The organism is Pseudomonas matsuisoli, assembly GCF_014647635.1.
Lineage (GTDB): Bacteria > Pseudomonadota > Gammaproteobacteria > Pseudomonadales > Pseudomonadaceae > Pseudomonas_P > Pseudomonas_P matsuisoli.
In genome coordinates this window covers 431,034-451,563 of sequence record NZ_BMPO01000003.1, presented here as the reverse complement: position 1 = coordinate 451,563, position 20,530 = coordinate 431,034, and the positions used below count along the sequence as shown (strand labels likewise).

The 20,530-nt window shown below is 60.8% G+C and carries 24 protein-coding genes; 10 read left to right on the top strand and 14 right to left on the bottom strand.

Annotated features, from left to right (window positions below; all coding sequences use genetic code 11):
- The first annotated feature begins 163 nt into the window (after positions 1-163).
- The 3 genes from IEY47_RS08460 to IEY47_RS08450 are packed head-to-tail and all read left to right on the top strand — an operon-like array spanning position 164 to position 2,563.
- The gene (locus tag IEY47_RS08460) at positions 164-322 is read left to right on the top strand and encodes a hypothetical protein (RefSeq protein ID WP_188982760.1); all 159 of its coding nucleotides are present in this window, start codon (positions 164-166) and stop codon (positions 320-322) included.
- Between the two features lie 53 nt (positions 323-375).
- A complete protein-coding gene (locus IEY47_RS08455; RefSeq protein WP_188982759.1) occupies positions 376-1,500 on the top strand; it encodes a glycosyltransferase family 4 protein in 1,125 nt (374 codons plus the stop codon).
- Positions 1,493-2,563, top strand: coding sequence for a hypothetical protein (locus IEY47_RS08450; protein ID WP_188982758.1), 1,071 nt, complete (start codon positions 1,493-1,495; stop codon positions 2,561-2,563). The genes IEY47_RS08455 and IEY47_RS08450 overlap by 8 nt, the downstream gene beginning before the upstream one ends.
- On the opposite strand, the gene IEY47_RS08445 is transcribed toward IEY47_RS08450, so the two are convergent.
- From IEY47_RS08445 to IEY47_RS08425, 5 genes are read right to left on the bottom strand one after another with little or no spacing between them, the layout of a single operon-like run.
- Complete coding sequence (locus IEY47_RS08445; protein ID WP_188982757.1) at positions 2,550-3,410, bottom strand: glycosyltransferase family 2 protein; 861 nt, start codon at positions 3,408-3,410, stop codon at positions 2,550-2,552. The two genes, IEY47_RS08450 and IEY47_RS08445, sit on opposite strands and share 14 nt — an antisense overlap.
- The gene (locus IEY47_RS08440) at positions 3,407-4,066 is read right to left on the bottom strand and encodes a glycosyltransferase family 2 protein (protein ID WP_188982756.1); all 660 of its coding nucleotides are present in this window, start codon (positions 4,064-4,066) and stop codon (positions 3,407-3,409) included. The genes IEY47_RS08445 and IEY47_RS08440 overlap by 4 nt, the downstream gene beginning before the upstream one ends.
- Positions 4,063-4,662: an SAM-dependent methyltransferase gene (locus IEY47_RS08435; RefSeq protein ID WP_188982755.1), complete on the bottom strand. Its 600-nt coding sequence runs from the start codon at positions 4,660-4,662 to the stop codon at positions 4,063-4,065. The genes IEY47_RS08440 and IEY47_RS08435 overlap by 4 nt, the downstream gene beginning before the upstream one ends.
- On the bottom strand, positions 4,659-5,420 hold the full coding sequence (locus IEY47_RS08430) for a PIG-L deacetylase family protein (protein WP_188982754.1): 762 nt from the start codon (positions 5,418-5,420) through the stop codon (positions 4,659-4,661). Before IEY47_RS08430 ends, IEY47_RS08435 begins: the two co-directional genes overlap by 4 nt.
- Positions 5,408-6,421, bottom strand: a complete 1,014-nt coding sequence (locus IEY47_RS08425; RefSeq protein ID WP_188982753.1) for an acyl-CoA dehydrogenase family protein — start codon at positions 6,419-6,421, stop codon at positions 5,408-5,410. Before IEY47_RS08425 ends, IEY47_RS08430 begins: the two co-directional genes overlap by 13 nt.
- A 245-nt stretch (positions 6,422-6,666) precedes the next feature.
- On the opposite strand from IEY47_RS08425, the gene IEY47_RS08420 reads away from it, so the two are divergent.
- Positions 6,667-7,053 (top strand): diacylglycerol kinase, encoded by a 387-nt coding sequence (locus IEY47_RS08420; RefSeq protein WP_188982953.1) that lies wholly within the window; start codon positions 6,667-6,669, stop codon positions 7,051-7,053.
- 52 nt (positions 7,054-7,105) lie between these two features.
- On the opposite strand, the gene IEY47_RS08415 is transcribed toward IEY47_RS08420, so the two are convergent.
- Positions 7,106-8,008: a LysR family transcriptional regulator gene (locus IEY47_RS08415; protein WP_188982752.1), complete on the bottom strand. Its 903-nt coding sequence runs from the start codon at positions 8,006-8,008 to the stop codon at positions 7,106-7,108.
- A gap of 97 nt (positions 8,009-8,105) precedes the next feature.
- On the opposite strand from IEY47_RS08415, the gene IEY47_RS08410 reads away from it, so the two are divergent.
- Both IEY47_RS08410 and IEY47_RS08405 read left to right on the top strand, forming a co-directional pair.
- Entirely contained in the window at positions 8,106-9,119 is a 1,014-nt protein-coding gene (locus IEY47_RS08410; protein WP_188982751.1) for a zinc-binding alcohol dehydrogenase family protein, read from the top strand.
- A gap of 295 nt (positions 9,120-9,414) precedes the next feature.
- The gene (locus IEY47_RS08405; protein ID WP_229779314.1) at positions 9,415-9,774 is read left to right on the top strand and encodes a hypothetical protein; all 360 of its coding nucleotides are present in this window, start codon (positions 9,415-9,417) and stop codon (positions 9,772-9,774) included.
- Here IEY47_RS08405 and IEY47_RS08400 read toward each other — a convergent pair.
- Positions 9,771-10,313: a cytochrome b gene (locus tag IEY47_RS08400; RefSeq protein WP_188982750.1), complete on the bottom strand. Its 543-nt coding sequence runs from the start codon at positions 10,311-10,313 to the stop codon at positions 9,771-9,773. The two genes, IEY47_RS08405 and IEY47_RS08400, sit on opposite strands and share 4 nt — an antisense overlap.
- Positions 10,314-10,585: 272 nt before the next feature.
- On the opposite strand from IEY47_RS08400, the gene IEY47_RS08395 reads away from it, so the two are divergent.
- Positions 10,586-11,092: a disulfide bond formation protein B gene (locus IEY47_RS08395; RefSeq protein WP_188982749.1), complete on the top strand. Its 507-nt coding sequence runs from the start codon at positions 10,586-10,588 to the stop codon at positions 11,090-11,092.
- A 113-nt stretch (positions 11,093-11,205) separates the two neighbouring features.
- On the opposite strand, the gene IEY47_RS08390 is transcribed toward IEY47_RS08395, so the two are convergent.
- Both IEY47_RS08390 and IEY47_RS08385 read right to left on the bottom strand, forming a co-directional pair.
- Positions 11,206-12,588 (bottom strand): adenylate/guanylate cyclase domain-containing protein, encoded by a 1,383-nt coding sequence (locus tag IEY47_RS08390; RefSeq protein ID WP_188982748.1) that lies wholly within the window; start codon positions 12,586-12,588, stop codon positions 11,206-11,208.
- Between the two features lie 395 nt (positions 12,589-12,983).
- Positions 12,984-14,435, bottom strand: a complete 1,452-nt coding sequence (locus tag IEY47_RS08385; RefSeq protein WP_188982747.1) for a TrkH family potassium uptake protein — start codon at positions 14,433-14,435, stop codon at positions 12,984-12,986.
- Between the two features lie 324 nt (positions 14,436-14,759).
- On the opposite strand from IEY47_RS08385, the gene IEY47_RS08380 reads away from it, so the two are divergent.
- Positions 14,760-15,128, top strand: coding sequence for a YkgJ family cysteine cluster protein (locus IEY47_RS08380; protein ID WP_188982746.1), 369 nt, complete (start codon positions 14,760-14,762; stop codon positions 15,126-15,128).
- A gap of 166 nt (positions 15,129-15,294) precedes the next feature.
- Positions 15,295-15,855: a nitroreductase family protein gene (locus IEY47_RS08375; protein ID WP_188982745.1), complete on the top strand. Its 561-nt coding sequence runs from the start codon at positions 15,295-15,297 to the stop codon at positions 15,853-15,855.
- Between the two features lie 37 nt (positions 15,856-15,892).
- On the opposite strand, the gene IEY47_RS08370 is transcribed toward IEY47_RS08375, so the two are convergent.
- The 5 genes from IEY47_RS08370 to IEY47_RS08350 form a co-directional block, all read right to left on the bottom strand.
- On the bottom strand, positions 15,893-17,215 hold the full coding sequence (locus IEY47_RS08370) for a sensor histidine kinase (RefSeq protein ID WP_188982744.1): 1,323 nt from the start codon (positions 17,213-17,215) through the stop codon (positions 15,893-15,895).
- Between the two features lie 154 nt (positions 17,216-17,369).
- On the bottom strand, positions 17,370-17,774 hold the full coding sequence (locus IEY47_RS08365; protein WP_188982951.1) for a Spy/CpxP family protein refolding chaperone: 405 nt from the start codon (positions 17,772-17,774) through the stop codon (positions 17,370-17,372).
- Positions 17,775-17,881: 107 nt separating this feature from the next.
- Positions 17,882-18,559 carry a response regulator transcription factor gene (locus IEY47_RS08360; RefSeq protein ID WP_188982950.1) on the bottom strand — a complete coding sequence of 226 codons (678 nt, stop codon included), beginning with the start codon at positions 18,557-18,559 and terminating at the stop codon, positions 17,882-17,884.
- Between the two features lie 37 nt (positions 18,560-18,596).
- A complete protein-coding gene (locus tag IEY47_RS08355; protein ID WP_188982743.1) occupies positions 18,597-18,866 on the bottom strand; it encodes a YciI family protein in 270 nt (89 codons plus the stop codon).
- A 3-nt stretch (positions 18,867-18,869) separates the two neighbouring features.
- Positions 18,870-19,457 (bottom strand): septation protein A, encoded by a 588-nt coding sequence (locus tag IEY47_RS08350; RefSeq protein WP_188982949.1) that lies wholly within the window; start codon positions 19,455-19,457, stop codon positions 18,870-18,872.
- 204 nt (positions 19,458-19,661) lie between these two features.
- Between IEY47_RS08350 and IEY47_RS08345 the strand changes: the two genes are divergently transcribed.
- Positions 19,662-20,522, top strand: coding sequence for a PHP domain-containing protein (locus IEY47_RS08345; protein ID WP_188982742.1), 861 nt, complete (start codon positions 19,662-19,664; stop codon positions 20,520-20,522).
- Positions 20,523-20,530: the final 8 nt, after the last annotated feature.

Sequence of the window (20,530 nt, the reverse complement as noted above, 5' to 3'; positions counted from 1 at the left end):
CTTGCCAGATATGGGCGGACGCCGGTCGCAGAATTACACCGCATGTAATAAAGGACTCGGAATGTCGTGATCTGTTCGCGTTCCTTCCACTTGTCCGTTCATGGGCACCTCCAAGTGCGCGGTGCTGCCGAACCTTATGAACACGTGAGAAAGGAGTGTGGACATGTCCGATAAAGACGAACGCGAACAGAACCGTAATGCCGAGCGCAAAGACGCCGATTTGGCGAAGAAGGGCGGCAATCCCGGCCCCAGTGGGTATGGCGGCATGGAAGACCAAGACCAGACCCGCCAGCAGCGCCCGGAGAAGCAAGACCGCAGTTGATCGGTTCGCGCTGGCTCCCTGGCGGGTCAGCGCGTTTTTATGGATGGACTTCGATGCGCCTGGATTTACACAGCGACCTACCCCCGACACTCGCTCCGGGCGCTGGCCACTCTCGCCTCAAGATAGGCGTGCTGACCCACATCAAACACCCGGTACGCCAGCCTTTTGCGGGTGGGCTCGAAGCGTTCGTATACGACGTGGTTAAAGGTCTGCAGCGCCGCGGCCACGACGTCACGCTGTTCGCCAGCGAGCTGAGCGATCCTGCGTTGAACCTTGTTTCGGTCTACGACGACGGCAACTATGATCTCGAGCGCGGCCAGCGTGCCTGGCCTGACGTCTCCACCGAATACATCACTGAACACAATGCCTACCTGAAGCTGATGCAAGGTCTGGACGCCTATGGGTTCGATGTCATCTTCAATAACAGCCTGCATTACGTGCCTGTCACCATGGCGTCTCTGTTGCGCACGCCGATGCTCACCGTGTTGCACACGCCGCCGTTCTTCGAGCTGATCAACGCCTACAGCGCTGCGCCTTGCCCGGCACACTGCTGTACGCCGTCCCACGCGAACGCGGCGAGTTGGTCGGCTTACGTGCCGGGGTGCGACGTCATTCCCAATGGCATCGATCTCGATTTCTGGTCGCCGGGTGGCACCCCCGGTGAGCACGCTATCTGGTTCGGTCGCCTGGTCCCTGAGAAGGGGGCACATTTTGCTATCGATGCGGCGCGCCAGGCAGGCGTCGAGTTGCACGTTGCGGGGCCGACCATCGACAAGGCGTATTTCGACGAGTACATCCAGCCACGACTCGGACCCGGTGTGAATTACCTGGGGCACCTGTCGCGAGCGCAACTCGTCACGCGGATCGCCGAGGCCTCGGCTGCGCTGATCACGCCCTGCTGGGACGAACCGTTCGGGCTGGTCGTCGCAGAAGCATTAGCGTGCGGAACACCGGTGGCCGCTTTCTCACGGGGCGCGCTCCCTGAACTCGTCACGCTGGAAACCGGCGCGCTTGCCAAGGCGAATGACGTCGATGCGCTGGCCGGCGCATTGCTGGCTGCCCGGCAGAAGTCGCGCGCTGCATGCCGTGCTCGAGCGGAATCGCTATGGGGCTACGAGAGCATGCTGGCGCAATACGACGCCTTGCTGCAGCAGGTAGCGGCGACGCGCCATGCGTGAGTGCCAGATCGGTTACTACGTCCATCACCAGGGTGCCGGGCACTTGACGCGCGCGCTGGCCATTGCGCCGCATCTCCAGCGCCAGGTGACCTTGATTGGTTCGTCCGTGCCTGACGTACTACCGCATTCGTCGGCCAGCTTTTTACGGTTGCCGATGGACGTTGCCCCCGACATGCACGTCGAAAGCTTCGAGACCTTGCACTACGCGCCCCTTGCTGTCGACGGGTTGCGCGAACGGATGGGCATGCTGGGCACGTGGTTTCAGCAGAACTGGCCGTGCGTCCTGGTGGTCGATGTGTCCGTCGAAGTTGCGACGTTCGCGCGATTGTTCGGTGTCCCCACGATATATATCCGGCAGCACGGTAGGCGCGACGACGGCCCGCACCGACAAGCCTATGCCATGGCTACCCGTTTGCTGGCGCCTTACCCACGAGCGATGGAAGGCGAGACGACGCCGGACGATGTGATCGCGAAGACCGATCATGTCGGATGGGTGTCGCGTTATTCGCCAGAGGTGGCGAACGCGAGCCAGCGGGGGCGAGTGCTCGTGATTAATGGTCGGGGCGGTACGGCATTCGATTACCAAGGCATAGCCGCATTGGCGGAAGCGTGCCCAGAGTGGACAATCCGCGTGGCTGGTGAATTGGGTGGTGTGTCAGCCCGCGATTTACCGCCCAACCTGCATTGCCTGGGGCGTCTGCATGAACCGCTCGAGGAAATGCGGAAGGCGGAAATCATCATCGGCAGCACGGGCGACAGTTTGGTGTCCGAGTGCGCGGCGTTGGGCAGGCGTTTCATTGGCGTGGCTGAGGATCGGCCCTACGAGGAACAACGCCTACAGGCTCGACGCTTGAACACCCTGGGTGTCGCCATTGGCCTGCAGTCCTGGCCTGCAGCGAACGAGTGGCCCGCATTGTTGGATAAAGCACGGGCGCTGCCCATCGAGCCTTGGCAGGCACTGGTCGATGTGGACGCCCCCAAGCGTGCCGCTGCCGCTATCGAGGCCGTGGCGGATTCGCTATTCGGCGCGCCGCCTCCGCTGCCGGTCTTCAAAAGCCTTTGAGGGCTTGATCGAAACAGTCCCTAACTTCGGTTTCCGTCGGTTGCCGAATGACCTCGAGGCGGTCCGCCTGCCAATGCACGAGCCCGCGATCCGCGAATTCCCGCAACCAGCCTTCCATCGGCCAGGTCTGCCAGCGAGTATGGAACGTTTGGGCATTGGCGATAATGGACGCGAAGTGATTCAACGGCGGGCGGTAGGTAGAGTGATACTGGTGATAAGCCAACGCGCTGGCGCATAGCAGCGGAACATTACGAGCACGGGCGCGAAACGCGAAGTCTGTGTCTTCGGCGCCGTAGCCCTCGTAAGCCTCATCGAACCCGCCTATGCAATCGAATACGTCGCTCGAACAGGCGAAATTCAACGACCAGAAGAGCTCGTGCGCCATCGATGCGCCGGGTGCGGGGCGCAAGTCGCTCAGTGGGTGACGGGCCGCGCATGCCGAGAAGGTTGCTTCTGTCCAGCCGTAATCAGCCGCGCCTTTTGGCAGATAGCGGACTTCGCCAAGGTGCAGCGCCTCTGGTCGCGCGGAAAGCGCGGTGGCGTAATCGCGCAGTAAGTGAACAGAGGGGATGCAATCGACGTCGAGGAATACCCACGCTGGCGCCGGAATCTGCCTCACGCAGTTGCGCGCGCGCGCAAGCGGCAGTTCCCCGGTTCCCATCACCGAAACGGCATCGATGGGAAATGCATCGCTGTAGAGCGAATCGGCAGCCTCGTCCATAAACACGATCAGCAGACGAGCAGGCGGATGGGACGATTGCTCCAAGCCGGTGATGAGGTTCGCCAACTGCGCGCGGCGTCCCTTTACCACGGTGATCACAGGTAACCCGCCAAGGGTTTGTGTCATGCCGTAACGCCGAGCGAGCGCAGGTAATCGCCAAACCCCTCCCGGGCGCGGCAATCCAGGCGCGAACTCGTTTGCACCCGAACGGCACGGCTCCAGGCAATACGCGCATCCAGTGCTTCGAGCCGGCGCACCAGGTGAACGTCTTCATGGGCCGTAAGGGCCGGGAATCCGCCAGCCCGTAAATAGGCGTGGCTAGCGATGCCCAAGTTTGCGCCGTGGATATGGCGATGACCGTCGCAATCGGTGTAGGCGGCTTCGTAGCGGCTGCGGACCTCGAGCGAATGCAGGCTCCAGTCATCCACTTCGACGACGCCGCACACTGCGTCGGCATCGCAGGACAGCTGTGCCGCGAGCCAATCGGCGGGCACTCGGGTGTCGGCATCGGTGCAGGCAATCCAGCGTGCGCCGCTCTCGATCAGCAGGTTCGCACCCGTGGCTCGGGCTGTGCCGACGTTGCGTGCACCAATCTCGATGCACTCGACAATTGGAAAGCGCTCCACGACCGCGCGCGAGCGGTCCGTGCAGGCGTCGAGCACGACCATGACCCTTACCGGCTCGGCCCGCAGCCCTGGGTGATCCGCAGCGGCCAGGACGGTTCGGAGGCAACTGTCGAGACAGGCTTCTTCGTTATGCGCAGGTATTACGACACCAATCATAGAAAACCCTCGCGTGACGCCACGGATGAGGCGTCCGATGACCAGACGCTGATGAGAAAATCCTGCTCTTCGTGCTGCGAAAGCTGAGACATGCCCAGCGCGCGTGACAGATGCTGATGCACTTCGTCGCCGTTCAGCGCACAGCCCTCGATCGGGTGGCGCCAGTGGCAGGCGATTAGCACGCCGCCCGGCAGTAGCGATTGCTGCATACGACTCGCAAGCACCGTGAGCGCATCGGGGGAGAAGTAGTACCCCAGCTCACTGAACACGATGAGATCGAATTGTTCGTCTGGCCATGCGTCGGGCAACAGGCGTTTTTCGATACGAACATGGGGCTCGCTGGCGAGCCGCGACCGAGCATGGGCGATGGCTGTGTCGTTGCCATCGCTGATCAGCAGGGCGTCGCAGCGAGTAGCGAGATTTGCGCTGAGTTCGCCGATCGAGCAACCGGGCTCGAATGCGCTCGAATAGCGCGGATGCGGCAGGGCGGCCAGCGTGAGATCGCGTTTACGGGATTCGTACCAGCGTTGGCGGTATTCCCATGGGTCGGCCGATTGTGCGTAGAGCTCTTCGAAATAGCGCATCGGCATATTCATACGAAGTAAATCTCCCATGGGCGAAAGAGGCGTTCGAGCGCATCCGGCGACAGTATCGGTTCCGCCCCGGTGGAGGGGTCTGGATGGATCTGGCTTTCGAACGCGGTCATGGCGTGACGCTTGCGCTCGAGGGCTTTGTCATCAAGATCGAGTCGGCGTGCGTGTTGCCATGGCACCCGCGGGTCGCCGGGGCGCGCCCAATGCCAGGTCCATACCGGAACCTGTACGCAGCGTGTCCCGGTCAATTCACAGGCGCGCCGGGCGGCGCGTCCGGTTGCTTCGTGATCAGGGTGGCCGTCGAACTCCCAGGTGGCGAAGACGGTGTCGCCGGGTTCGATGAGCGCTAGCAGCTTCTTTATGAGTTCGCTTTCGCCCTGGGCCACGCCACCATCGGGTATGCCCAGCCGGTGTACGGCCGGGAGATCGATGTCGAGCCGGCTCAAGGCGTCCAGCGTTTCCGTCGGCCGATTTTCCAATAGCTTTTCCTGCGGCCATTGCTTGGAGCCCGGATGGCTGCCGCCTCCGTCAGTAACCGCCACTAGTAGCGTTTGCCGCTTCAATGCTGCGAGTGCTTGCATCAAGCCGCCGCAGCCGAGCACTTCATCGTCGGGGTGAGGTGCCACGATGATGGCGCGCGACCCCGGCTCGATCAGGTTCGCAACGTCAAGTCGGAGCATCGTGTCGAAGCCGTTCCACGATGCCCAGTCCCGGTAAGACGTTCCTTCGCCGACGATTTGCCGGGACCCTACAGACGCCATGGTGCGCTCTCCTCGATGATGAGTTCGGCCAGCCCCGCGAGATCCCGTTCGGCATGGCTCTGCCGGACAAACACGGGAAGATCCGCGGCCAGGCGGGCGAAGTGGGCGTTCAGGCAGAAGGGGCTTGCGCCCAGGGCACGCCCGACGTGGTGTTGAACGGTTTCGACTGCGCTTTCAACGACGGCGCGGGTGCGTCCTGCGGCTAATTGAGCGTGCTCGCTTGGGTTCGCATCGATCCAGGCTGCGGTGGCGTGAAGATGGGTTCGCGCTGATCCGAGCGCGGCGTCGACGTGGCCGAGATGCGCGCGTGCGTGGGGTTCGTCCCGACGGCGGCAATGCGCATGTAGGTAATCCGCCAGCGCGACGGCCGCGCCGTACCAACATGCCGCGATACCAGCGCCGCCTTGCCAGAAGCCTGGGCGGGTCAAATACGCGCCGCTTTCCCCAACCAAATGGCCGCTCGCACCGGAAAATACGACTTCGACGCTGGCGGTCGCGGCCATGCCAACGGCCTGCCAGCCTTCGCCAGTCACATCGACCTCAGGCTGGTCGAGCATGACGGCCACCAGTTGCGGTCGCTCGTCTTGATCCCACGCCGTGACCAGCGCATGGCTCAAGCGTGCAGCGCCCGAGCACCACGCTTTGCGCCCTGTCAGCGATACATTGCCATTTGGCTCGAGGCGACAGCGCAGGCGTGCGTGAGGCGGTTCGGCGGCCCAAACGCCCCATCGTGTGCCCATCGCCGGCGGTTCGCCACCAAGCTCGGTGATGATGGCTAAGGCGTCAGTATGCCCTTCGTAAAGTTTCACCAGGCCCAGGTCATGCCCGGCAACCGCGGCTAATGCCTGCCACCGAAACAGCGTCGAGCCCTGGCCGGGCTTGGGAAGGTCTGCCAACCGCGCATCGACCAGCGTTTGGAATTTTTCCTGCAAATGGATGGGCGTAGCAGAGCGTTTCCAGGTTTCCAGTAATTGCTGCAGCTGGGATAGGTCTATCGGCATCTTTCGATTCTCGGCCAGGAGATGGTCGCGTGTAGCTAGATGGACAGGGGCCAATAGCGAAAGGTTTTAAGGGCAGGACGAGAGGATGCTCGCAGGCCGTACGCTGTGCTACTGAGTTGGGGCTCTGGCACGTGCAGTGCTTACATATTTTTCATTTAACCCTCGGTATGCTGCGCGCTCTTAAGGGTGCCCGCCTGCGCTTGCGCCAGGTTGGCAGTAGTCACTCAAGGTGAAACGACATGCGAATGGAAAGGGAAGAGCCGCTCGATGGCCAGGCTCTAAAAGGCAGGACTGGAATCAGCCGTTTGATCTATGCGGTCAGTCATTCGTTAGACGGCATCAAGGCCGCGCTGATGGGCGAGGCGGCGTTTCGGCAGCTTGTCTGCCTGAGCCTGGTGCTGATCCCCGCCGCATTCCTTGCGCCAGTCACCAAGGTGGAGCGCGCGGTCATGATTGCCGTCGTAATGGTCGCGCTGATCGTGGAGCTGCTGAATTCGGCGATCGAGGCGGCCATCGACCGTATCTCCTACGATATCCACCCTCTTTCCAAGCGGGCGAAGGACATGGGTAGCGCGGCGCAGTTCGTGGCATTGGCCATGGTGGCGCTGGTGTGGCTGATGATTCTGCTCTAGCACGAGGCTTGCGAAGCGATGGACAGTAGCCCCACGAATGCAGCGCGAGCGCTCAAACATCGTACAAAGCCTCGCAGCGACGGCGAACGAACTCTCTGACCCGCTGCACGACTGGCGTCAACGACGTCCGATGGGCACACACCAGATTCAACGGTGCGGGTTGTCCATAGTTTTCCGGGAACACTTCCACGAGCCGTCCGGCTTTCAGGTCGGGCAGTACGTCCAAGCGCGATTTGTAGACGATGCCGTGTCCCGCGACGGCCCATCGGCGTGCGAGGTCAGCGTCGTCGCAAAGCCGATCGCCGCTGACGGACACCGTGCGCTCGCCTTCCGGCGTGTGAAAGGTCCAGCGCTCGAACGTCTGTTCGCCCCATACGTAGCGCAAGCAATTGTGCTCGCGTAGATCGTCCGGCGTGCTCGGTCGCGGGTGGCGCGCTAGGTAACTTGGTGCAGCGCAGAGTACGCGGCGGTTCTTAGGCGCCACGGGCAAGGCGACCAGGCTCGAATCCATGGGCGTACCGTAGCGAAATGCGGCATCCAGGGGTTGACGTACGAGATCAGCCGGACGATCGCTGATACGCAGATGGAGGGTAAGCGCGGGGTGCTGCTCACGGAAGTCGTCCAGCCAGGGCAGCAGGAGATTCCGGCCAAAATCAGAAGGTACGGACAGCCGAAGACTTCCGCCAATTTGATCATGTGCATCGGCAATCGCGTGCTGGCCGCTGTTTAGTGCGGCGAGTGCCGCTTGCGCATGAGGCAGGTAGCGCTCGCCGTCGTCCGACAGTCGCAAACTGCGCGTGGTACGGATGAACAGGCGCACACCCAGCGCGCGTTCGAGTCTTTGCAACGCATGGCTGGCGTAGGCAGACGACTGGTCGAGTTGCCGGGCCGCTTCGGAAAGGCTTCCGGCATCGGCCGTTTGCACGAATACCTGAACGTCGTCGAATCGGATCATTTTCAAAGATTCACTGAAAGTGTTCCGCTATTTAGCCTGTTTTTTTGTGGGTCTGCATACGCCAGGATGCACGCACACTTATTGCTGGAGAGCTCATATGAAAGCGGTTGGATTCCACACTTCGTTGCCGATCACCGACACCAACGCGCTGGTCGACCTCGATCTTCCTGAGCCCGTACTTGGCGAGCATGACCTGCTGGTGGAGGTGAAGGCTGTTTCGGTGAACCCGGTCGATACCAAGGTGCGCCGCAACATGTCGCCTACCAACGGCGAGGCACGAGTACTGGGTTGGGATGCTGCGGGCATCGTGCGGCGTGTCGGCGCGAAGGCCACCTTATTCAAGGAAGGCGATGAAGTCTGGTATGCGGGCGACCTGACGCGGCCGGGCAGCAACGCGCAATTGCACGCGGTCGATGAGCGTATCGTCGGACCTAAGCCGAAGCAGCTCGACTTCGCCGAAGCTGCGGCGCTGCCGTTGACGGCCATTACCGCGTGGGAATTGTTGTTCGATCGACTCAAGGTTCAGCACGCCGATCCTACCCAGCGGAACGTGCTTCTGGTGGTCGGCGCTGCCGGTGGTGTGGGCTCGGTATTGCTCCAGCTGGCCCGCCGACTTACCGGCCTGACCGTGATCGGTACCGCGTCGCGCCCGGAAACGCAGCAATGGGCCTTGGAGAAGGGCGCCCATCATGTCATTGATCACAGCAAGCCCTGGGCGGCGCAGTTGAGTGAGCTTGGTTTCTCCGAGGTCAGTCATGTCATCAGCCTGACGCACACGGACAGTTATCTGGACCAGATCGTGGAGGTGCTACAGCCGGAAGGGCAGATGGCGTTGATCGACGATCCGAAAGCGCTCGATATCATGCCGTTCAAGCGCAAATCGCTGTCGGTTCATTGGGAGCTCATGTTCACCCGCCCAATCTTCAAGACGCCGACCCTAGCCCGCCAGCACGCGCTGCTGACGCGTGTATCCGAGCTGGTGGACGAGGGCATCGTCAGTACCACCCTCACGCAGCGCATCGCGGGGATCAATGCAGAAAACCTGCGAAAAGCCCACGCCCAGATCGAAAGCGCAACCACGCGCGGCAAGATTGTGCTGGAAGGGTTCTAACTCACGCGTTTGCCTAGCCCTGTAGGGGCGACGGGGCGGCCACCCGCTTCAGTCGCCAAGGCGAGCACCGCTCGCCCCACTGAACGGGCGATTGAAATCGCCCTACAGTCTTATCGCTGGCGCACTTAAACGTTTTGCCGCAGCGGGTATGGCGTGCTGTGCTGCAGGGGCTATCGAAGCCATGCCACTCGTCACTCGTCCGACCGTTGGCGAACTATTTCCCGCTTTTCTTCGCGAACTAGCGATACGTGAACCAGACTCTCCCTATACCACTCCTTGCATTGGGTAAGCCGTCATGGACATGTGCCGATTCGCGTTGCCTGGGTGTGTCTTGATCGTACTGGTGGCGGGCTGTTCGAGCATGCGCGATCAGCTGTCGGCAACGGGTTATCCGCCGGCGTACATCGATGGATTCGAAGCGGGCTGCAGCAGTGGGCGTCACTCAGCAGGTGCGGCAGGCGGATTTTCGAAAGATGTGCCGCGTTTCATGAACGACAAGCTCTATGCCAATGGCTGGACGGACGGACTTAGCCAGTGTCAGCGGCAAGCGGCGTCGGCCAACGATCGCGAAGATCGGTGGGATCTCATATGGCAGGAGCGAAACCAAGACCGCGAGCATCGGGTCGACCAGGAGCGTGGTAAGGCGTTTCGCTAGCACTCCGGCTCGTCGCGCTGTGGCGGCAACATGCGCTCCAGTGTTCCGTCGCGCCGGATGGCGACATGCCAGGTGGTGGCCGCGACATGCAGGATGATCAGCCCGTACAGAGCGAACTGCCCCCACACGTGAATCGTATTGGCGAGCGTGCCCAATGCGCCGTTTTGAGTGAAACCCGGTAGCGAAATCAGCCCGAAGAACGGTACCGCTTGGCCATTGCCTGCCATCATGTATCCGGTCACAGGCATCACCAGCAGTACTGCATACAACAGCCCATGGTTCAGACCCGCCATCCAGCGCATCGCACGAGTCGTATGCCCTGGGTACGGGGGTGTTCCATGGCGCCAGCGCCAGGTTAGGCGGATCAGCACCAACAGGAATACGGAGATTCCCATGGATTCGTGCAACATGTACCACAGCGTGCGCACTGGGCCCGGAGGGAAGTTTTCAGCAACCCATACGAACGGCAGCAAAAAGCACAGTGCAGCCACGGTGATCCAGTGCAGTGCCTGTGCTAGCGCTGTGTAACGGGCTCTCATCAGCAGATGTCCTCGGCGAACGTTCAGTGTGTGACCCGCTTCAGCTTGCAGGGTGCCGCACTAGATGCCTACGGCCTGTTACAAGAGGCAACCCTTATGACGGTCAACGATTGAGGGCACGGATTCGCCAGACACACGTGTTGCATAACCGAATATTCGATCGCATCCAGCGAAATCTCTGACTCGACCTGGTCGGCCAATCCGCTACCATGTTCGCGCCTCGGCTGTGTGCTACAGATGGCCGGGCGTCCCGTCATCGTTGGAGTCGTTAGATGTCGTCATCCGTATCCTCGCGTCCTACTTATACCCAGAGTGGCCTGCTGGTCATCCTTGGGTTGGTTTGCATTGCATTGGTAGTAGGCGCGGTCACTATCCAGGTGTTCGGTGGGCAGGACCCGTGCCCACTCTGCATCGTCCTTCGTTACCTCTTCCTGATGATTGCTGTCGCCGCTTTTTTGGGTGCGGCGTTTCGGCGTCAGTGCGCGCGCATTGGCGCCGCTGTGTTCATCCTGCTGGCCGGGGTTGCGGGTGCAGCGGTATCAGGGCGGTTGGTGTACTTGGAGTTCAATCCGTTCGCCAGCTGTGGGCGAGACGTCATGCAGTTGTGGACCGACGCGATTCCGCTGGTTCAATGGTGGCCTACCGTGTTTCAGGCGACCGGCATGTGCGGCGCGGCCTATCCGCCGATACTGGGATTGTCGCTGGCGGAGTGGTCGCTGCTGAGCTTCGTCTTGATCGTACTGGGCATCGCGTTCGGGCTTTGGAAGGCTCGGCGCTGAAAAAGATGGGTCGGAGCGAGCGTTGATCGCTCCGACCCATCGAAGCCTCTGTTGGAACACCGGGCTACTGGTCGTGGCCGCAGGCCATGCAGGATGCCTGGTGACCTCTATCCTTAAAGTACTTTGTCCCGAAGCTTTTCCGCCGCTTGCGTCAACGCTTCGATAACGCGTTGCTTGTCGTAGGTCTGGATGCTGTTGGTATCGAGGTACATCGAGAAACCCTGTACTTCGTGCTCGACATAGCTGGACGACGCACCCAGATCCCGACGGAAGTCCACTACCTGGTAGATCTGGACGGGCCTGCTAAAGCCCTTCACCGTGATCTGGCCCTTGTCGCGGCACATGATCACGTCTTTCACCAGTGAATAAGTTTCGTGAGAAATCAGGATCTCGCCTGCCTCGGCCGCATTTTCCAGGCGGCTGGCCAGATTCACTTCGCGACCGATAATGGTGTAGTCCATCCGGGTCGCGGCGCCGAAGTTACCAACGGTGCAATAGCCGGTGTTGATACCCATCCGAATTTCCAGCGGACGGTTAATCCCCTGGGCGCGCCACTGCTGCCACAGCACTTTCATGTGCTTGCGCATATCGATCGCCATCGCCACGGCAGCCTGCGCATCGTTTTTTGAACCCTGGGTCGCTGGGTCGCCGAAAAACACCATGACGCTGTCGCCCACGAACTTATCGATCGTGCCGCCATGCTTGAGCGCGATCTTCGACATTTCGTCGAGGTAGGTGTTGAGCAAATCGGTGAGCGCTTCGGCTTCCAGCTCTTCGGACAGTTCGGTAAAGCCTTTGATGTCGGAAAAGAACACCGTGAGCTTCTTGCGTTGGGTTTCGAGACGCACATTACGGCGCCCGTCGAAGATCAGTTTCCAGACCTGCGGCGACAGGTATTTGGCGAGATCCTGAGACAGCCTTCCCGCTTTTTCCTTTTCTTCTCGAACCTGATTGCGGAACGCCGTGACATGTTGCACGAGCAAGTGAATCGCATACGCCGTCAGCAGTAAGTTCAGCGCCGTGAAGAAAATGCTCACCACGGCAACGCCGGGCAGTGTTGTCAAATGTACGGGCGGCTTGAGCAGCGCACTGGTGAAAATACAGGTGCTCGCGGCCGTGAGCAGGGTCAGCCCCATGCAGCGCATGCCGCCGTTCACCAGGCTTGCGAACGCCAGCGTAAGCAACAGCATCGACGAAGGCACGAGGGTCAACCCGATCGACATGATGCCGATACCGACATTGACCCCATCCAGAAGCAGGAGGATCGAGCGCACGTCGGCAATCGGCCGAGCAGTGCGATAGGCAAGATGTTGGACGATATGCGGATACAGGAGCGCGTAAGGGATCGTCCACAACAACGCATAGGTGTATTGACCGAGATAGGCGCCCACTGCAACGTTCGCGGCAAAGGTCAGGTACGCCAAGATGCGGCTGTGATATTCACGACGCCCACTTGAAAGAAAGCCGCTTTCCAATACAGGAGGAAGGGTTTTCATGATGTGTAGGGTGCTTCCTTGCCAGCGGTCTGGCGAGTGTATTGTGTACGCCATGCCCTTTACGGCTGCGGCGCTGGGACAGTATTTACCGACTGCATCCCAGAATGCCTAGGGGGATGCGGACATAATGCGCAAACCGACAGATGAAAAGCCGGTCCGAATCGTCACTAACGAGGCGGTGGTCCGTCTAGGAAATGGCCGATCGCCATCATAAACAAATATGAAGACAAAATGCCATCACGCGGTAATTCGTCAATGCTATGCACATTGCCACTAGGGCCCCGGACTGCGCGTTGTGGATTGATTTCCAGACACAATGTTCCTGACCGAGACGCCTCAGTCGCGAATTTGTGAGCGCGATCACAGGTGGGTGGAGTGGCGGGCGCGGTGTGGCGCTAATGGCGCCAGAAGGTCGGCGTCAACAGCACGATGACGGTGATGATTTCCAGGCGACCCAGCAGCATGCCGGCGGCCAGCAGCCACTTTGCGGCGTCCGGTAGGCTGGAGAAGTTTCCTGCAGGACCAATCACCGTACCCAGTCCAGGCCCAACGTTACAGACCGCCGTGGCGGCGCCGGTGAGCGCGGTGATCGGATCCAGGCCCAGCATCGTCAGCGCGAGTGCAAGTACGCCGATGGTGATGGTGAAGAAGAATGAGAACGTCAGAATCGAGCGGACGATCTCTTCATCCAGATGGCGGCCGTTGTATTGCTGTTTGAACACCGCTCGTGGATGAACAAGTTGCTTGAGCCCGCCACGCAGCAGGGTGAAGGCGACTTGAAACCGGAAGACCTTGAGTCCGCCCGTCGTTGAGCCCGAGCAGCCGCCCATGAACGTCAGGTAGAAGAACAGCATGAAGGCGAACCCACCCCATTGGCTGTAGTCGCCCACGGCAAAGCCGGTGGTGGTGATGACCGAGACGATGTTCACGGTGGTCAGGCGCAGCGCGTCGAGAAACGCATAGTCGCTGTTCAGCCACAACCATATCGACGCGATCAGGCTGATGCCCAAGGTGGCGAACAGAAAACCACGGACCTGTTCATCTTTGAACATGGCGCGAACGTTACCGCGCAGAAAGGCGACATAGAGTACGAAGGGCAGTGCGCCAAGCAGCATGAAGACCGTCGCGACCCAATGGCTCGCATTGCTGAAGGCGCCAAGCGAGGCGTCGGCCGTCGAGAAGCCCGCTGTCGAGACCGTGCTCAGCGCGTGGTTCACCGCGTCGAACACGCTCATGCCAGCCAGCCAGTAGGCGAACGTGCACGCGCTGGTGAGGGACAGGTAAACGACGGTGATGTACTTGGCGGCAATATGCGAGCGAGGGATGACCTTTTCGCCCCAGTCCGATGACTCCGTTTGGAACAGGCGCATGCCCCCTACCCGGAGCATGGGCAATATCGCGACGCCCATGGCGACGAAACCGATACCGCCCATCCACTGCAGCAATGACCGCCACATGAGAATGCCCGCCGACGTGTTGCCCAGGTCCGTGAGCACCGTCGAGCCTGTCGTCGTGATGCCCGACATCGTCTCGAAGAACGCATCGGTATAGCTCAGGTGTTGCAGAAACATCATTGGTAGCGCGGCAAATACGCAAACAGCCAACCAGATAGAGGTGGTCAGCAGGTACATGTCACGCGGTCGCAGGTGGCTGTTGGCGGGGCGCCCAGGAGCGATCATCGCCACGCCTACCAGCGAGGTGATGACACTGCCCCAAACGAATGCGCTTAGATGCTCCTGTTCGTTCATCAGCACGAGTGTGATCATCGGCACCAGCATGCTGGCAGCCAGGATGAGCAGAAAGACACCGATAATGAAGCTGATGACGCGCAGGGTCGAAAAGGCCATATGAAACGGGTGCTCAAAAAGCCGACATTCTAGGCGTGGCGGCCGCAGTGGTCGATCTCGTAGTCGTCTGGCGCTACGTCAAGCTGGATCATCTCGGACAAAAGGCATTCGGCCCACTTCCCAAATGCAGGCCAATGCATAGAATAGCCGGCGCTGCACACGATGATCTTTCCGTGTGCAGGGGTCGGGCCGCTTGGCGGGTCGCATCTCTGGACGAGCCTGTTCTCGAGGGTAGTTCTACCTCAGGCCGTCATCGGGGCGAACACGAAAGGCGGCTCCTGCGCCGGAGCGTTCCGGGGTTTGCCGCCAATACAGCTTCCATCCATGTCCAGTTCGAATCCTTGTTTGACCTGTGGCGCCTGCTGCGCGCATTTTCGTGTGTCGTTTTTCTGGGGCGAATGCCAGTCCGCTGGCGGTACGGTGCCCGATGATTTGGTGGTGCAAATCACGCCTCAGCGTGTCGCTATGCGTGGAACGGAAACGAAGCCATCGCGCTGTGTCAGCCTATTAGGCGAAGTAGGCTGCGGGACGCGTTGCACAATCTACGAAGATCGTTCGACACCCTGTCGGGAGTTTTCCGCCGCGTGGGAAGATGGCGCGCCGAACGACCGTTGCGATGCGGCCCGCGCAGCCTATGGACTACCGCCATTGACGCCGCCTATCGAACCTGATGTCGCGCCGCGGGTGGCGTGATTCCCAGGAGTCGTCTTTCGAGCGAGGGGAAGGTTCTCGGCGTTCCCGTTGTCCAGGCGTATGTGTTTACGGTAGACCTTGAAGTGTCCGCGATCCACGGCGAGCCCTCGCGAGATTTGATCGAGCACTTATAGAATGACGATCGAATCCCAGCCTGGAGGTATCCATGGATGCTCTCGAACTTTTGACCCAACGTGTTTCTATCGCGAAGCTAACCGATCCGGCGCCGGATGCGGGGCAGCGCGAGACTTTCTTTCGTGCTGCGCTCAGGGCGCCCGATCACGGGCTGCTCCGGCCCTGGCGTTTCCTGACTGTGGAAGGGAGCGCGCGCGATGCGTTGGGCGATCTGTTCGCCAAGGCGCTGGAAGCCGGTGAAGAGCCTCCAAAACCTGAAGCGGTGGAAAAGGCAAGGCGCAATCCGTTGCGCGCCCCCTTGATCGTGGTCGTGATCGCCCGCGTGCTGAAGCATCCAAAGGTGCCGGCGCTCGAGCAGCGTCTGGCCGCGGGCTGTGCGGCCCACGGTATTCTGCAAGCCGCTTATGCGATGGGCATCGGGGCCATCTGGCGAAGTGGTCCGCTGGCCTACGACCCCATCGTTGCCGAAGGCTTGGGGTTGGCCGAATACGAGGAGTGCCTGGGCTTCCTATACATGGGCACGCCCGACAAGGAACCGCGCACTGCGCCACAGTTGAGCATCGCTGACTTTGTCAGCGGGTGGCGCGGGTAAGCGCAGGGGCCTGGCGCCGTGATACCGGTCGACGGGGTCAGCGCTCAGGCGTCCTAGGCAGTATCAGGTTCGCCACGAAACCGCCGTCCGGATGATTGCTGAAGTCCAGGCGCCCACCGTGACGCTGGGCGGCGCGACGGGCGATAGCGAGCCCGAGGCCATAGCCTGGCGCCGTTTGGTCCGGAGCGCGGAAGAACGGCTCGCCAAGCTGAGTCAGATGGTCTTCGGCAACGCCCGGGCCGTGGTCCCGTACGCTGATGTTGACCTGATCCTCGGACGTATCGACGGTTATCTCGATGGGTTTTTCCACGGGATTGAACCGCAGGGCGTTGCGTAGCAGGTTGTCCAGCGCGCGTTCCAGCATGTCCGGCCACGCTTCGATCGTCACGGTCGCATCGATGTTGATCTGCACCTGCTGCTCGGGCGCCGCAAGGCTGCTGTCCTCGCGTAATTTTTCGAGTAGCGCGTCGAGTTTCACCTGTTGCGTAGCGCCGGGCTCCGCATCGAGACGAGCGAGTACCAGAATTTCGCTGATCAACGATTCCAGGCGATCGCACTCGCGCGTCAGGCGTGGCCAGAGCTTCTCCCGTTCATCGCCGGACGCGCGTTCTGCCAGGGCGAGGGCGACTCGCAAGCGTGCCAGAGGCGAGCGCAACTCGTGCGAGACGTCGCGTAGCAATTGCCGCTGACTGCCGATGAGTCCTTGCAGCCGGGCACCCATGCGGTTGAAGTCGCGGGCTAGCACGCCAAGTTCGTCGCGGCGCCCCGCCAGGCGTGCAAGGCTGTTTTGCTGGTAGGCGGTTTGCCCGAGATCATGCACTGCGCCACGTAGCCGGTTGAGGGGGCGGGTGATCGACAGCGTCAGCCAGAGGCTGAGAAGCGTCAGTACGATCAGTGCGATAGCCAGAATACTGAGACCGAGGCTGCCGCCTTGATTCCAGGCAGCCAGTTCAGGGAACGGGATGCGGTAGATAAAGAGGTAGGTTTCGCCTGTCCGCGGGCTGACGTAGTCGTCCGTTAGGCGTCGCCAGGGTAGACGGCGATCGTCGTTCTGACGTGCTTCGAAGGCCGCTGCGCGCGGCGGGAACGTGCCGCGAATACGCGGCTGGCCGTTTTCCCCTAGCACTTGAACGTCGACATGAAACTTCTGTTTGTGAAACTCCAGCAGCATCTGCGCGGCGACCGGGCCCTGGTTCTCGTAGACCCGCACCCATCGCTCCGCAAGATTCTGAAAGGCGGGGTGGCGATTGATGATCCAGCTGTCTTGATTCAGCGCTCGGCCAGCCAGTACCGATAGCCCTGCGACGAGGGCAATTGCCAACCAGAAGCTGGCGAAGATGCGCCAGAACAATGACCGCACGGATCGACTCCTCGTCTGTCGTGATTATGCAACGGAGCCGCGGGCATGCGCCCGGCACCGTATGTTCTTAGGTCAATCTCGAGCCGAACGGCCGTCCTATGAACGGGGCAACGGCGGCATGAGCCCCAGCGTGTGGGGCTCGTGCATCCAAACGTTATTGCGTTTTGGTTTTATCGCGCTCGGCTTTCCAAGCTTTGAATTCGGCCATCTCAGCCTGGCGCGCCTGGCGCTTCTTCTTGGCTTCGTCGAACGTCTTCTGTTGCTCGGGCGTAAGCAATGCGCGCAGGGCGCCCTGGTTCTTCTCCCGAGCCGCGACCAGTTCTTTTTCCATGGCGTCTTTTTCTGCCGTCGGAAGTTTCTCTAAATAGCGTTTCGTGATGTCGCGGCGAGCTTGCATCTCGTCACGCATCAGCTTGCCAACTTCACGGCGTTGTTCCTTGCTCAGATCGAGGTCTTGGAAAATCGGTGGTTTATGGTGTTCGCGCGGGCCATCGGGCATGGCCATAGCGAATGTTGGAAGGGTGGCGGCCAACAGAGCGGCGATCATTGTCTTGCGCATGGAAGTCTCCTTGTTTTCGATCTCCGGTGGATACCGGTGAGCACAGTCTAGGGAGATCAAGGTCAAGCGCGGTCAGCCATGCGTAAGCGATGGGTAAAGGGTCGTGCTCACACGTTGTAGTAGTAGCCGCGGCTTCGCAACGCAACGATTCGGGGCCGCCCGTCGGCATGGGGCCCAAGCTTCTTGCGCAGATTGCTCACATGCATGTCCAGGCTGCGGTCATACAGCGTCAGCTTGCGGCCCAGGGCGAGTTGCGCCAGCGCCTGTTTGTCGAGTGGCTCGCCCGGCTGGCGTAGCAGCGCCTCCAGCAGGCGACCTTCGGAGACCGTTAGGCTGACATCTTGATCGCCAACGCTGGCGATTCCTCTCACGGCACTGTAGCGAATGTCGCCCAATTCCAGCCCGCTACCTGACGGGGCAGGCTGCGCACGACGTAGCACAGCGCGCAGCCTCGCGGTCAGTTCCCGTGGGTCGCAAGGTTTGGCCAGATAATCGTCGGCACCCAGTTCGAGCCCAAGGATGCGGTCGAACGGTTCGCCCCGTGCAGACAACATGACGACCGGCAGGTCCGGGTGATCGCCCCGCATTTGCTTGAGCAGTTCGAGGCCGCTACCGTCTGGCAGCATTACGTCGAGCACCACGGCGGCCGGATTCGTTTCGGCAAGTGCCCTACGGGCAGACCCTCCGTCGTGGCAGGCGGTTACACGAAAGCCCTCCTGGGCCAACCAGCTCGACAACAACTCACACAGTTCGCGGTCATCGTCGATCAGCAGCAGTTCACTCATCATGTGTGCTCGGCAAAGGCTCGGCGCGCAAGGTGGTTTAGGGCGCGCGCTTCTTGAAAGGGCTGACATGCAGCGTTCGACCAGGGAAGCACTCCGCGGCCCAGCGTTCTGCGGCGGGACGGTCGGGCCACTCCGCTACGATGAGTTCGCCATCGAGGCCGGCGCTGCCGGGATCGCTGCTATCGACGGCGGGCAATGCCCCTGCGAGTACCAAGCGGCCTTGCTCGCGCAAAGCGGCGATGGCGGATGCCGCCTGTTCGTCAATGGCGGCGACGCCCTGGAGCTCGATCCTGATGACGTAGAGCATGGTTCAGTCCTTCTCGTCCGGTTTTGGCTGCTGCATATGGCGCGCAAGGTAGATGCCTTGACCAATGAGGAACAGCAACGTCAGGCCGAGGCTGCCGAATACCTTGAAATCGACCCATATGGATTGGTAGGTAAAGGCGACGTACAGATTGGCGAAACCGCAGACCAGAAAAAACACGATCCAAGCCACGTTCAGCTTTACCCAGATGGGCTGTGGCAAGGACAACGCATGGCCCATCACTCGTTGAATGAGTGGCTTGTCGCCAATGAAGTGGCTACCTGCGAAGGCCAGCGCAAACAACCAGTTGACCACCGGCGCCTTCCATTTCAGGAAGGTTTCGCTATGAAACGCCAAGGTCATGCCACCGAAGACAAGGCAGGCGATGAGCGTCAGCCACTGGCCTTTTTCAAGCTTGCGTTGGCTGGCAAACAGTGCGCCGTAGACAACGATGGAACTGGCGATCAGCACTGCCGTCGCGCTGAAGATGCCGCCCAGTTCAAATGCATGGCCGGCGAATTCTACGGTGCGGGGGTCCATCTTGTAGACGATGAAGAACAGCAGGAGCGGGATGAAGTCGATGAATTGTTTCACAGCAGCAGCCAGGAGCGGGATGTGGCGGCATAATACCAAACCCGCTCTTTCCGGTGACGCCGGTCTCATCAAAGGTCGGTGACGGCTTGTTTCATCCCGCGTCGTTATGGTCCCTAAGCTACCGACGCCGGGCGCTCGACGGACGATCCCGCAGAAGCTGTTGGAGTCGTACCCATCCATCCTATCGTTGAAACGGTAACTTTCATGTACGTCGATCTGCATTGCCATAGCACCGCTTCGGACGGGGTCCTTTCCCCAACCGCCCTTGTGGAGCGAGCGCACGGTCGTGGCGTGCAGACACTCGCGCTCACCGACCACGACACGCTGGAGGGGATCGACGAGGCGAGACGCGCCGCGGACCGGTTGGGTATGACATTAGTCAATGGCGTCGAGTTGTCCTGCCTTTATGGCGGGGCGACGATTCATGTACTCGGTTACGGCTTCGATATGAACGCGCCGGCTTTGCGAGAGGCGCTAGATGGCTTGCATACGGCGCGTTGGCAGCGCGCAGAGGAGATCGGTCGGCGCCTGGAAAGCAAAGGCATGCCAGGTGCGTTCGAGGGGGCACGGCAGATCCAGCAGTCACGCGGCGACAGCGACAACGCGCCGGCACGTCCGCATTTTGCGGACTATCTGGTTGAAAAAGGTTACGTCAAGGATCGCGGTGAAGCGTTCCGTAAATGGCTTGGGGCCGGCAAGCTGGGTGACGTCAAGCAGCATTGGCCGACGCTCGAGGAAACCGTCGCGACGCTCAAAGCAGCGCAGGCCTGGATCAGTCTGGCCCATCCATGGCATTACGATTTTACGCGCAGCAAACGGCGACGGCTGGTAACGGCATTTTGCGCCGCTGGCGGGCATTCGCTGGAAGTGGTCAACGGTATGCAATCCGCCGATCAGGTGGGTTCGCTTGCAATTCTCACGCGTGAGTTCGGTCTATTGGCAAGCGCCGGAAGCGACTTTCACGGGCCGGGCGACTGGTCTGAGATTGGCATGTATCGTCCTTTGCCGGAAGATCTTCCTCCCTTGTGGGACCGCTTCGGCATAACGCCATCCGCCACAGTCTGAGGTCGTCG